Raw genomic sequence first — 12,496 nt, forward strand, 5'->3', positions numbered from 1 at the left:
CGGCCCATGAAGGTCGGAGCCGTCATCATCACGATGGGCAACCGGCCCCAGGAGCTGCGCGCCCTGCTCGACTCGGTCGCCAAGCAGGACGGCGACCCCGTCGAGGTGGTCGTCGTCGGCAACGGCGCCCCCGTCCCGGACGTCCCCGAAGGCGTACGCACCGTCGAGCTGCCCGAGAACCTGGGCATCCCCGGCGGACGCAACGTGGGCATCGAGGCCTTCGGCCCCGGCGGCACCGACGTCGACATCCTCCTCTTCCTCGACGACGACGGCCTGCTCGCCAACATGGACACGGCCCAGCTGTGCCGTGAGGCCTTCGCCGCCGATCCGGAGCTCGGCATCATCAGCTTCCGCATCGCCGACCCGGAGACGGGCCAGACCCAGCGCCGCCACGTGCCGCGGCTGCGTGCGGCCGACCCGATGCGCTCCTCCCGGGTGACGACCTTCCTCGGCGGCGCCAACGCCGTCCGTACGCAGGTCATGGCCGAGGTCGGCGGGCTGCCCGACGAGTTCTTCTACGCCCACGAGGAGACCGACCTCGCCTGGCGTGCCCTGGACGCCGGCTGGATGATCGACTACCGCGCCGACATGGTGCTCTTCCACCCCACGACCGCCCCCTCCCGGCACGCGGTCTACCACCGGATGGTCGCCCGCAACCGCGTCTGGCTCGCCCGCCGCAACCTGCCCGCGCTCCTGGTCCCGGTCTACCTTGGTGTGTGGATGCTCCTGACCCTGGCGAGGAAGCCGTCGGGCCCCGCGCTCAAGGCCTGGTTCGGCGGGTTCAAGGAGGGCTGGACGACGCCCTGCGGACCTCGTAAGCCGATGAGGTGGCGTACGGTGTGGCGCCTGACCCGACTGGGCCGACCTCCTGTCATCTGACAAGCTCGGGTCTGAGAACATCTGGGCCGTACCCCGGTCCCTGGCCCACGCCTACGCCCGACCGGCTGCGCATCTGAAGACGAAAGTTTCCACTCGTGAGTGAGACAACGCATGACGGCGGAGTCGCGGTGACAGCATCCCCGTCGACACCGCCGCCCGATGACGGGCTCTCCCGGGCCGATCTCGCCGCCAAGTACGGTCTGACCGTCAGCGGCGCACGGCCCGGACTTTTCGAGTACGTCAACCAGCTCTGGGGACGGCGCCACTTCATCCTCGCCTTCTCGCAGGCGAAGCTGACCGCCCAGTACAGCCAGGCCAAGCTGGGCCAGCTGTGGCAGGTGGCGACGCCGCTGCTCAACGCGCTCGTCTACTTCTTGATCTTCGGTCTGATCCTCAAGGCGGACCGGGGTTTCGAGCGCGAGGTCTACATCCCGTTCCTGGTCACGGGCGTCTTCGTCTTCACCTTCACGCAGAGCTCGGTGATGGCGGGTGTCCGGTCGATCTCGGGCAACCTCGGCCTCGTGCGCGCCCTGCACTTCCCGCGGGCCTCGCTGCCGATCTCCTTCTCGCTCCAGCAGCTCCAGCAGCTGCTGTTCTCGATGATCGTGCTGTTCATCATCACGATCGGCTTCGGCAGCTACCCCAAGCTGTCGTGGCTGCTGATCTTCCCGGTCCTCGCGCTCCAGTTCCTGTTCAACACGGGCCTGGCGATGATCATGGCGAGGCTCGGCAGCAAGACCCCCGACCTCGCGCAGCTGATGCCGTTCGTGATGCGTACGTGGATGTACGCGTCCGGCGTGATGTTCTCCATCCCGGTCATGCTCAAGAGCAGGCCGGAGTGGATCGCGGACATCTTGCAGTGGAACCCCGCGGCGATCTACATGGACCTGATGCGCTTCGCGCTGATCGACGGGTACGGCAGCGAGTACCTGCCGGCGCATGTCTGGGCGGTCGCGGCGGGCTGGGCCGTGCTGGTCGCCGCCGGCGGCTTCGTGTACTTCTGGAAGGCTGAGGAGCGTTACGGCCGTGGCTGACGAACCCGGCGTCGACAGGACGCACATCCCCACCGTCATCGCCGACGAGCTGCACATCGTCTACCGCGTGAACGGCGCGAAGACCGGCAAGGGCAGCGCCACCTCAGCGATGAGCCGCATCCTCAGGCGCGGCGAGGAGCGTGGCGTACGCAAGGTGCACGCCGTGCGCGGCGTCAGCTTCACCTCCTACCGCGGCGAGGCCATCGGCCTGATCGGCTCGAACGGCTCCGGCAAGTCGACCCTCCTGCGCGCCATCGCCGGCCTGCTGCCCGCCGAGCAGGGCAAGGTCTACACCGACGGCCAGCCCTCGCTGCTCGGCGTCAACGCGGCCCTGATGAACGACCTGACGGGCGAGCGCAACGTCATACTCGGCGGTCTCGCGATGGGCATGACGCGCGAGCAGATCAGGGAGCGCTACCAGGACATCGTCGACTTCTCGGGCATCAACGAGAAGGGTGACTTCATCACCCTGCCGATGCGCACCTACTCCTCGGGCATGGCGGCCCGCCTGCGCTTCTCCATCGCGGCGGCCAAGGACCACGACGTACTGATGATCGACGAGGCGCTGGCGACGGGCGACCGCAAGTTCCAGAAGCGCTCCGAGGCCCGCATCCGCGAGCTCCGCAAGGAGGCCGGCACGGTCTTCCTCGTCAGTCACAACAACAAGTCCATCCGCGACACCTGCGACCGCGTGCTCTGGCTCGAACGCGGTGAGCTGCGCATGGACGGACCGACCGACGAGGTCATCAAGGAGTACGAGAAGTTCACGGGCAAGTAGCCCGCTCGGTACACCCGCACGCGACAGGGCCTCGCCGGAGTCAACCCGGCGGGGCCTCGCTGCGTCCTGAGTCCCGACTGCCCCGGGAGTTCACCCAAGTCCCTGGATTCCAGGGAAGTTTGACGCCAATCGGTGTGTTGTTGTGACGTGCAGAACACCCCGACGACGCACGCCGCGTTGTACAACGTAAGCTGTACCGGTGCTGATTCGCGGCAAGTGGGGCGATATCGTGCGGCGCCCCGGCTCATGGCCCGGTCCGTCTCGCGGAGGACCGGGCGGCGTGTCCGAAATAGGATGTATTGGGTCGGCAGTGTAGAACGGGAGATGTGACGGCAATGGCTACGGATGATCTCCAGCTGCGCGACGCATCCGCCGTCCTCGCGAAGGCCGCGGACGAGAACTTCCCCGTGGCGCCTTTCTTCCTGCCCCGCGCCTGGCGCGACGACCTCATGGCCGTCTACGGCTTCGCCCGCCTCGTCGACGACATCGGCGACGGCGACCTGGCGCCCGGCGGCGCCGACGCCCGGTATCTGGGCGTGGACCCCGAGGCCGCCGACGACCGGCTCGCACTCCTGGACGCCTTCGAGGCCGACCTGCACCGGGTCTTCGACTCCACACCTCGCCATCCGCTGATGCGCGCCCTTCAGCCCACCGTGCGGCGCTGCCGCCTCACGCCCGAACCCTTCCTCGGCCTGATCGCGGCCAACCGCCAGGACCAGCTCGTCACGCGCTACGAGACGTACGACGACCTCCTCGCCTACTGCGAACTGTCCGCGAACCCCGTGGGCCGCCTGGTCCTCGGCATCACCGGCACCACGACCCCGGAGCGGATCCGCCGCTCGGACGCGGTGTGCACCGCACTCCAGATCGTCGAACACTTGCAGGACGTCGCCGAGGACCTCGGCCAGGGCCGCATCTACCTGCCCGCACAGGACATGAAGCGGTTTCATGTCCAGGAGCGGGATCTGGCCGCGCCGACAGCAGGCGCGTCGGTGCGCGCACTGGTTGCATATGAAGCAGAACGCGCCCGCTGCCTCCTGAATGAAGGCACCCCCCTGGTGGGTAGCGTCCACGGCAGGCTGAAGGTGCTGCTTGCGGGCTTTGTGGCTGGGGGGAGGGCGGCGGTCTCGGCGATCGCCGTTGCCGGATACGACGTACTTCCCGGACCGCCCAGACCCACCAAGCCGCGCTTGCTGCGCGAGGTGGGGGCGGTTCTGCGAGGAGAGGGGTGAGCCGGACTGTGGAGTCAGGCCCGAACGTGTCCGCGCCGGTACTCGCCGCATACAGCTACTGCGAGGCCGTGACCGGGCAGCAGGCACGCAATTTCGCGTACGGCATCAGGCTGCTCCCGATGCCCAAGCGCCGCGCGATGTCAGCGCTCTACGCCCTCTCGCGGCGCGTGGACGACATCGGCGACGGGGCGCTCGCCCCTGACGTCAAGGCCGACCGCCTCGACGACACCCGGGAGCTCCTCGCCCGGATCCGCGAGGGCCAGGTGGACGAGGACGACACCGACCCCGTGGCGGTCGCGCTCGCGCATGCCGCGGCGCACTTCCCGATCCCGCTCGGCGGCCTCGACGAGCTGATCGACGGCGTCCTGATGGACGTCCGCGGCGAGACGTACGAAACGTGGGAGGACCTCAAGGTCTACTGCCGGTGCGTGGCCGGGGCCATCGGGCGGCTCTCGCTCGGCGTCTTCGGAGCGGAGCGGGGGGCGCTCAACGCCGACCGCGCGCCGGAGTACGCCGACACGCTCGGCCTCGCGCTCCAGCTCACCAACATCCTCCGTGACGTACGCGAGGACGCCGAGGACGGGCGTACGTACCTGCCCGCCGACGACCTCGCCAAGTTCGGCTGCTCCGCCGGATTCTCCGGCTCGGAGCCGCCCGCCGGTTCCGACTTCGCCGGGCTCGTGCACTTCGAGGTGCGCCGCGCACGGGCACTGTTCGCCGAGGGGTACCGACTGCTTCCGATGCTCGACCGGCGCAGCGGGGCCTGCGTCGCCGCCATGGCGGGCATCTACCGGCGGCTTCTCGACCGCATCGAGCGGGAGCCGGAGGCGGTCCTGCGCGGCCGTGTCTCGCTGCCGGGCCGCGAGAAGGCGTACGTCGCCGTACGCGGTCTCTCCGGGCTCGACGCGCGCACCATCTCCCGACAGACCGTCAGGAGGCGTACGTGATGGGCATCCACGGCGAATGCGGTGAACGCAGGGCAACCCCCCGCAACCGGTGGGCAACCCTCCGCTCACCCCTGGCGTCCCAGATGGCAACGGCCGAGGGGGAGAGTGCGTGACCAACGACGACATGCGGCCCGGTGGGCCGGACGCGGAGGGCACAGGCCGCCCGGGTAGGGCGGCCGCTGTAGTGGTCGGCGGCGGTCTCGCCGGGATCACCGCGGCGCTGTCGCTCGCCGACGCCGGGATGCGCGTCACCCTGCTCGAAGGACGGCCGCGCCTGGGCGGGCTCGCGTTCTCCTTCAAACGCGGGGAACTGACCGTCGACAACGGCCAGCACGTCTATCTGCGCTGCTGCACCGCCTACCGCTGGTTCCTCGACCGCGTCGACGGCGCGGCCCTCGCACCCCTGCAGGAACGTCTCGACGTGCCCGTGCTCGACGCCGACCGTAACCGGCTCGGGCGCCTTCGCCGCACCGCGCTGCCCGTGCCGCTGCACCTGGCGGCGAGCCTCGCCACGTATCCGCATCTGTCGCTCGCGGAGCGCGCAAACGTGGGGCGCGCCGCGCTCGCCCTCAAGGCGCTCGACCCGGCCGACCCCAAGCTGGACGGCCAGGACTTCGGCAGCTGGCTGGCCGCGCACGGTCAGTCGGCGCGCGCCATCGAGGCCCTGTGGGACCTGGTCGGTGTGGCCACGCTCAACGCGGTGGCGGGGGACTCCTCGCTGGGCCTGGCCGCGATGGTGTTCAAGACCGGGCTGCTCTCCGAGCCGGGCGCCGCCGACATCGGCTGGGCGCATGTGCCCCTCGGTGATCTCCATGACACGCTCGCCCGCAAGGCGCTTGACTCCGCGGGCGTGCGAACCGAACTGAGGACACGAGTCACCTCCATCTCCCGTACGGACAACGGGGGTTGGAAGGTCGAAGTTCCCGGCGAGGAGATCGAGGCCGACACCGTCGTGCTCGCCGTACCGCAGCACGAGACGCACGACCTGCTCCCGGACGGCGCCCTTGACGAGCCCGACCGGCTGCTGGACATCGACACCGCGCCCATCCTCAACATCCACGTCGTGTACGACCGCAAGGTGCTCAAGCGGCCCTTCTTCGCGGCCCTCGGCACACCCGTGCAGTGGGTCTTCGACCGGACCGACGCCTCCGGGCTCACCGAAGGCCAGTACCTCGCACTGTCCCAGTCCGCCGCCCAGGACGAGATCGACGCACCCGTCGCCGCGCTGCGCGAGCGCTATCTGCCGGAGCTGGAGCGCTTGCTGCCCGCTGCGCACGGTGCGGAGGTACGGGACTTCTTCGTGACCCGGGAGCGCACGGCGACGTTCGCGCCCACTCCCGGTGTGGGCCGGCTGCGGCCCGGTGCTCGCACCAAGGCTCCCGGCCTGTACCTGGCCGGGGCGTGGACCGCCACCGGGTGGCCCGCGACCATGGAGAGCGCCGTCCGCAGCGGCATCAATGCCGCCGGCGCCGCTCTCCGTGCACTGGACCGCCCCCGTGACCACCTCTTCGACGTCGAGGAGGCCGCGTGATGCCAGACCTTCTGGGGTCAGGTCCCCAGAAATCCAGCACCGGAACAAGAGGAGAGACTGTGCCGACTGTGCCCTCGGCCGAAGCGGCTGCCGACACGGTGGACGTGACCTCACTGCTCGAGCGCGGAAGGACGCTGGCCACCCCGGTGCTGCGGTCCGCCGTGGACCGCCTCGCGCCGCCCATGGACACCGTCGCCGCCTACCACTTCGGCTGGATCGACGCCGAGGGCAACCCCTCCGACGGCGACGGCGGAAAGGCCGTGCGCCCCGCGCTCGCCCTGCTCTCCGCGGAGGCCGCTGGGGCCGCGCCGGAGGTCGGCGTACCCGGAGCGGTCGCCGTCGAACTGGTGCACAACTTCTCGTTGCTGCACGACGACCTGATGGACGGCGACGAACAGCGCCGCCACCGCGACACGGTGTGGAAGGTGCACGGCCCGGCCCAGGCCATCCTCGTCGGCGACGCCCTCTTCGCGCTCGCCAACGAGATCCTCCTGGAGATCGGCACCGTCGAGGCGGGCCGCGCCACGCGCCGTCTGACCTCCGCGAGCCGTGCCCTCATCGACGGCCAGGCGCAGGACATCTCCTACGAACACCGCGAGCGGGTCACCGTCGAGGAGTGCCTGGAGATGGAGGGCAACAAGACCGGCGCCCTGCTCGCCTGCGCGGTCTCCATCGGCGCCGTCCTCGGCGGCGCCGACGACCACACCGCCGACACCCTGGAGAAGTACGGCTACCACCTCGGCCTCGCCTTCCAAGCGGTGGACGACCTCCTCGGCATCTGGGGCGATCCGGAGGCCACCGGAAAGCAGACCTGGAGCGATCTGCGCCAGCGCAAGAAGTCCCTGCCGGTCGTGGCCGCGCTCGCCGCCGGTGGCCCCGCGTCGCAGCAGCTAGGCGAGCTGCTCGCGGCGGACGCCAAGAGCAACGACTTCGACAGCTTCTCCGAGCAGGAGTTCGCCGCACGCGCCGCCCTGATCGAGCAGGCGGGCGGCCGCGAGTGGACCGCCGAGGAGGCCCGGCGCCAGCACACCGTCGCCATCGAGGCCCTTGACACCATCGATATGCCGGAGCGGGTGCGGGCGCAGCTCGTCGCGCTCGCCGATTTCGTCGTCGTACGGAAGAGATGATCACTATCGGGCAGATATAGCGCTCGCAGTCGCCGGCCGGCGCCCAACGCGTCGGCCGACGGCGGACCCACAGCAGAGAAGACGACTGCACGAAGGGGAAGCCATGACAGCGACGACCGACGGAAGCACCGGAGCGGTGACGCCCCGCGCAGCCTCGGCCAGCCAGCCACTCGACACGACCGCCACGACGACCACGCCACGTGAGGCCGCCGCGCGCGCCATACAACGCTCCACCGCCTTCCTTCTGGGGAAGCAGGACGCCCAGGGCTGGTGGAAGGGCGACCTCGCCACGAACGTGACGATGGACGCCGAAGACCTGCTGCTCCGTCAGTTCCTGGGAATCCAGGACGAGAAGACCACCCACGCCACCGCGCTCTTCATCCGCGGCGAGCAGCTCGACGACGGAACCTGGGCCACGTTCTTCGGCGGCCCCGGCGATCTCTCCGCCACCATCGAGGCCTATGTGGCGCTGCGTCTGGCGGGCGACGCCCCCGACGCCCCGCACATGGCCAGGGCCTCCGCCTGGATCCGCGACCAGGGCGGCATCGCCGAGAGCCGCGTCTTCACCCGCATCTGGCTCGCCCTGTTCGGCTGGTGGAAATGGGACGACCTGCCCGAACTCCCGCCGGAGCTCATCTACTTCCCCAAGTGGCTGCCGCTCAACATCTACGACTTCGGGTGCTGGGCCCGGCAGACGATCGTGCCGCTCACGATCGTGTCCGCCAAGCGCCCCGTGCGGCCCGCGCCCTTCTCGCTGGATGAGCTGCACAGCGACGCGCGTGTACCGAATCCGGGCAAGCCCCCTGCTCCCATGGGGAGTTGGGACGGCGTCTTCCAGCGGCTCGACAAGGCGCTGCACCTCTACCGCAAGGTCGCCCCGCGCAAGGTGCGCAAGGCCGCGATGAACAGTGCCGCTCGCTGGATCATCGAACGCCAGGAGAACGACGGCTGCTGGGGCGGCATCCAGCCGCCCGCCGTCTACTCCGTGATCGCGCTGCACCTGCTCGGCTACGACCTGGAGCACCCGGTCCTCAAGGCGGGCCTTGAGTCGCTCGACCGGTTCGCGGTCCGGCGCGAGGACGGCGCCCGGATGATCGAGGCGTGTCAGTCGCCGGTCTGGGACACCTGCCTCGCGACCATCGCGCTCGCCGACGCGGGCGTGCCCGCCGACCATCCGCAGCTGATCAAGGCGGCGGACTGGATGCTCGCCGAAGAGATCGCGCGGCCCGGCGACTGGTCCGTACGCAGGCCGCAACTGGCCCCGGGCGGCTGGGCGTTCGAGTTCCACAACGACAACTACCCCGACATCGACGACACCGCCGAGGTCATCCTCGCGCTGCGCCGGGTGGACCACCCGGACCGTGCGCACCTGGAGAACGCCATCGGCCGCGGTATGCGCTGGACCCTGGGCATGCAGTCCAAGAACGGAGCCTGGGCCGCCTTCGACGCGGACAACACAAGCCCCTTCCCCAACCGGCTGCCGTTCTGCGACTTCGGCGAGGTCATCGACCCGCCGTCGGCCGACGTCACAGGACACGTCGTCGAGATGCTCGCGATCGAGGGCAAGGCCCATGACCCCCGTACCCGGCGTGGCATCGAGTGGCTGCTCGCCGAACAGGAGGCGGACGGCTCCTGGTTCGGCCGCTGGGGCGTCAACTACGTATACGGGACAGGGTCCGTGGTGCCCGCGCTCACGGCGGCGGGTCTGCCGGGTTCGCACCCCGCCCTGCGCCTGGCCGTCAGCTGGCTGGAGTCGGTGCAGAACGACGACGGCGGCTGGGGCGAGGATCTGCGCTCCTACCGCTACGAGGAGTGGCGGGGCCACGGCGTCTCCACCGCGTCCCAGACCGCCTGGGCGCTGCTCGCGCTGCTCGCCGCGGGGGAGAGGGACAGCAAGGCCGTGGAGCGCGGCGTCGCCTGGCTCGCCGAGACGCAGCGGGACGACGGCTCCTGGGACGAGCCGTACTTCACCGGCACCGGCTTCCCCTGGGACTTCTCCATCAACTACCACCTCTACCGCCAGGTGTTCCCGCTCACCGCGCTCGGCCGGTACGTCAACGGGGAGCCGTTCGCGGGGCTTTCGGGCAAAGCGAGCCTCTCGGGCAAGGGGGGCTGATGGGCCGCACCCCGGCCGGGCCGGACCCCGCACCGCTGCTGATCGCCTGCGCGCTCGGCATCGAGCGCCTCGCCCTGCGCACGGGCGACCGCGGCGGTTCCCGCGGGCGGATCACCGTGCTCCGTACGGGGATGGGCCCCAAGAACGCCGAACGCGCCGTCACCGGCGCGCTCGGCAAGGAGCCGCTGCGCCACGCCGCCGTCGTGGCCACCGGCTTCTGCGCTGGGCTCGCACCCGGCATGCACCCCGGCGACCTGGTCGTCGCCGAGGAGACCCGGAACGCGCACGGCAGCACGCCCTGCGTCGGTACCGAGCTGCTGGTCAAGGAGTTGGAGCGGATCGCGCCCGGCCGCACCGTGCACACCGGCCCGCTCACCGGCTCCGATCACGTCGTCCGCGGACCCGAACGCGCCGATCTGCTCGCCACGGGCGCGATCGCGGTGGACATGGAGTCCGCCGCGACGCTGCACAGCGCCCTGCGAGTGGGACCCCGGCCGGTTGCGGCCGTCCGGGTGGTCGTGGACACCCCACAGCACGAACTGGTCCGCATCGGCACGGTGCGCGGTGGAATATCGGCCTTCCGCGTTCTTCGTGCAGTGCTTCCCGCATTTTTCGAATGGCACCGTTCTTCGTAGCTCCCCCGGAGGTGAGCCAGATGGCCATGCCGCTGCGCCAGACCGTCAAGGTCGCGACGTATCTCTTTGAACAGAAGCTGCGCAAGCGGGAAAAGTTCCCGCTGATTGTCGAGTTGGAGCCGCTCTTCGCGTGCAATCTCGCGTGCGAGGGATGCGGAAAGATCCAGCACCCGGCCGGAGTGCTCAAGCAGCGTATGCCGGTGGCCCAGGCCGTGGGTGCCGTGCTCGAATCCGGCGCGCCGATGGTGTCCATCGCCGGTGGCGAACCGCTGATGCACCCTCACATGGACGAGATCGTCCGGCAGTTGGTGGCCAAGAAGAAGTACGTCTTCCTCTGCACCAACGCCATGCTGCTGCGCAAGAAGCTGGAGAAGTTCACGCCTTCCCCTTACTTCGCGTTCGCCGTGCACATCGACGGAATGCGGGAGCGGCACGACGAGTCCGTCGCGAAGGAGGGTGTGTTCGACGAGGCGGTGGCGGCCATCAAGGAAGCCAAGAAGCAAGGATTCCGGGTCACCACCAACTCGACCTTCTTCAGCAACGACACCCCGCAGAACATCATCGAGGTCCTCAACTACCTCAATGACGAGCTGCAGGTCGACGAGATGATGCTGTCGCCCGCCTACGCCTATGAGAAGGCGCCGGACCAGGAGCACTTCCTGGGCGTCGAGCAGACCCGCGAACTCTTCAAGAAGGCCTTCGCGGGCGGCAACAGGCGGCGCTGGCGCCTGAACCACTCGCCGCTGTTCCTCGATTTCCTCGAGGGCAAGGCGGACTTCCCGTGCACCGCGTGGGCGATCCCGAACTACTCGCTCTTCGGCTGGCAGCGCCCCTGCTATCTGATGAGCGACGGGTACGTCCCCACGTACAAGGAACTCATCGAGGAGACCGACTGGAGCAAGTACGGCCGCGGCAAGGACCCGCGGTGCGCCAACTGCATGGCGCACTGCGGCTACGAACCCACCGCCGTCCTCGCCACCATGGGCTCCCTGAAGGAGTCCATCCGCGCCGCCCGTGAAACGGTCTCCGGAAACCGCGGGTGACGTCATGACCGCTGGAACGCCTGTGGCACTGGGCCTTCCTGAGCTGCCGGTCCGGCCGATCTCGGAGCGCCGTGTATCGCGGCGCATCGAGGTCGGGCCGGTGGCGGTGGGGGGCGGTGCGCCCATCTCGGTGCAGTCCATGACGACGACGCGTACGTCCGACATCGGGGCGACGCTGCAGCAGATCGCCGAACTGACGGCGTCCGGCTGCCAGATCGTGCGGGTTGCCTGTCCTACGCAGGATGACGCGGACGCGCTCGCGACGATTGCGCGGAAGTCGCAGATCCCGGTGATCGCCGACATCCACTTCCAGCCGAAGTACGTGTTCGCGGCGATCGACGCGGGCTGTGCGGCGGTGCGTGTGAACCCCGGCAACATCAAGCAGTTCGACGACAAGGTGGCCGAGATCGCGCGTGCGGCGTCGGCGGCGGGTACGCCGATCCGGATCGGCGTCAACGCGGGGTCGCTGGACGCGCGTCTTCTCAAGAAGTACGGGAAGGCCACTCCGGAGGCGTTGGTCGAGTCGGCCCTGTGGGAGGCGTCGCTCTTCGAGGAGCACGGCTTCCGGGACATCAAGATCTCGGTGAAGCACAACGACCCGGTGGTCATGGTCAACGCCTACCGCCAGCTCGCGGCGGCGTGCGACTATCCGCTGCACCTCGGTGTGACGGAGGCCGGTCCGGCTTTCCAGGGCACGATCAAGTCGGCGGTCGCCTTCGGCGCGCTGCTGAGCGAGGGCATCGGCGACACCATCCGCGTCTCGCTGTCCGCCCCGCCCGCCGAAGAGGTGAAGGTCGGCATCCAGATCCTGGAGTCGCTCAACCTCAAGCAGCGCCGCCTGGAGATCGTCTCCTGCCCGTCCTGCGGCCGTGCCCAGGTGGACGTGTACAAGCTGGCCGACGAGGTCACGGCGGGGCTCGACGGCATGGAGGTGCCGCTGCGTGTCGCCGTCATGGGATGTGTCGTGAACGGGCCGGGGGAGGCCCGTGAGGCGGATCTCGGTGTCGCGTCCGGCAACGGCAAGGGGCAGATCTTCGTCAAGGGCGAGGTCATCAAGACCGTCCCCGAGTCGAAGATCGTCGAGACGCTCATCGAAGAGGCGATGAAGATCGCCGCACAGATGGAGGACGACGGCGTCACCTCAGGGGTGCCCGACGTCACCGTGAGCTGAGAC

Annotated in this window: 11 protein-coding genes; all 11 read left to right on the top strand. The window is 69.5% G+C overall.

Features of this window, described 5'->3' with window-relative positions; genetic code table 11:
* Nucleotides 1-6 precede the first annotated feature (6 nt).
* The 11 genes from ACGFX9_RS14265 to ispG all read left to right on the top strand — a co-directional run bounded on the left by ACGFX9_RS14265 (nt 7) and on the right by ispG (nt 12,493).
* Nucleotides 7-879, top strand: a complete 873-nt coding sequence (locus tag ACGFX9_RS14265; protein WP_393470527.1) for a glycosyltransferase family 2 protein — start codon at nt 7-9, stop codon at nt 877-879.
* Nucleotides 880-974: 95 nt separating this feature from the next.
* Nucleotides 975-1,913, top strand: a complete 939-nt coding sequence (locus ACGFX9_RS14270) for an ABC transporter permease (RefSeq protein ID WP_393470089.1) — start codon at nt 975-977, stop codon at nt 1,911-1,913.
* Nucleotides 1,888-2,691, top strand: a complete 804-nt coding sequence (locus ACGFX9_RS14275) for an ABC transporter ATP-binding protein (protein ID WP_393470530.1) — start codon at nt 1,888-1,890, stop codon at nt 2,689-2,691. Before ACGFX9_RS14270 ends, ACGFX9_RS14275 begins: the two co-directional genes overlap by 26 nt.
* A 335-nt stretch (nt 2,692-3,026) precedes the next feature.
* Nucleotides 3,027-3,923: a squalene synthase HpnC gene (gene hpnC / locus ACGFX9_RS14280; protein WP_393470092.1), complete on the top strand. Its 897-nt coding sequence runs from the start codon at nt 3,027-3,029 to the stop codon at nt 3,921-3,923.
* Nucleotides 3,920-4,870, top strand: a complete 951-nt coding sequence (hpnD, locus tag ACGFX9_RS14285; RefSeq protein WP_393470095.1) for a presqualene diphosphate synthase HpnD — start codon at nt 3,920-3,922, stop codon at nt 4,868-4,870. Before hpnC ends, hpnD begins: the two co-directional genes overlap by 4 nt.
* Before the next feature lie 124 nt (nt 4,871-4,994).
* Nucleotides 4,995-6,401 carry a hydroxysqualene dehydroxylase HpnE gene (gene hpnE / locus ACGFX9_RS14290; protein WP_393470533.1) on the top strand — a complete coding sequence of 469 codons (1,407 nt, stop codon included), beginning with the start codon at nt 4,995-4,997 and terminating at the stop codon, nt 6,399-6,401.
* Nucleotides 6,401-7,528 (top strand): polyprenyl synthetase family protein, encoded by a 1,128-nt coding sequence (locus tag ACGFX9_RS14295; RefSeq protein WP_393470098.1) that lies wholly within the window; start codon nt 6,401-6,403, stop codon nt 7,526-7,528. The genes hpnE and ACGFX9_RS14295 overlap by 1 nt, the downstream gene beginning before the upstream one ends.
* A 103-nt stretch (nt 7,529-7,631) precedes the next feature.
* Complete coding sequence (gene shc, locus ACGFX9_RS14300) at nt 7,632-9,644, top strand: squalene--hopene cyclase (RefSeq protein WP_393470101.1); 2,013 nt, start codon at nt 7,632-7,634, stop codon at nt 9,642-9,644.
* Nucleotides 9,644-10,279 carry a 1-hydroxy-2-methyl-2-butenyl 4-diphosphate reductase gene (locus ACGFX9_RS14305; RefSeq protein WP_393470104.1) on the top strand — a complete coding sequence of 212 codons (636 nt, stop codon included), beginning with the start codon at nt 9,644-9,646 and terminating at the stop codon, nt 10,277-10,279. Before shc ends, ACGFX9_RS14305 begins: the two co-directional genes overlap by 1 nt.
* Before the next feature lie 20 nt (nt 10,280-10,299).
* A complete protein-coding gene (gene hpnH, locus ACGFX9_RS14310) occupies nt 10,300-11,322 on the top strand; it encodes an adenosyl-hopene transferase HpnH (protein WP_393470107.1) in 1,023 nt (340 codons plus the stop codon).
* Nucleotides 11,323-11,326: 4 nt separating this feature from the next.
* Nucleotides 11,327-12,493 (top strand): flavodoxin-dependent (E)-4-hydroxy-3-methylbut-2-enyl-diphosphate synthase, encoded by a 1,167-nt coding sequence (gene ispG / locus ACGFX9_RS14315; protein WP_393470110.1) that lies wholly within the window; start codon nt 11,327-11,329, stop codon nt 12,491-12,493.
* Nucleotides 12,494-12,496: the final 3 nt, after the last annotated feature.

This window comes from Streptomyces sp. NPDC048436 (genome assembly GCF_043200355.1).
Lineage (GTDB): Bacteria > Actinomycetota > Actinomycetes > Streptomycetales > Streptomycetaceae > Streptomyces.

Coding starts and splice junctions, on each gene's coding strand:
- ACGFX9_RS14295 (WP_393470098.1), top strand. CDS start 6,401: ATGCCAGACCTTCTGGGGTCAGGTCCCCAGAAATCCAGCACCGGAACA.
- ACGFX9_RS14305 (WP_393470104.1), top strand. CDS start 9,644: ATGGGCCGCACCCCGGCCGGGCCGGACCCCGCACCGCTGCTGATCGCC.
- hpnE (WP_393470533.1), top strand. CDS start 4,995: ATGCGGCCCGGTGGGCCGGACGCGGAGGGCACAGGCCGCCCGGGTAGG.
- hpnC (WP_393470092.1), top strand. CDS start 3,027: ATGGCTACGGATGATCTCCAGCTGCGCGACGCATCCGCCGTCCTCGCG.
- ACGFX9_RS14265 (WP_393470527.1), top strand. CDS start 7: ATGAAGGTCGGAGCCGTCATCATCACGATGGGCAACCGGCCCCAGGAG.
- ispG (WP_393470110.1), top strand. CDS start 11,327: ATGACCGCTGGAACGCCTGTGGCACTGGGCCTTCCTGAGCTGCCGGTC.
- hpnH (WP_393470107.1), top strand. CDS start 10,300: ATGGCCATGCCGCTGCGCCAGACCGTCAAGGTCGCGACGTATCTCTTT.
- shc (WP_393470101.1), top strand. CDS start 7,632: ATGACAGCGACGACCGACGGAAGCACCGGAGCGGTGACGCCCCGCGCA.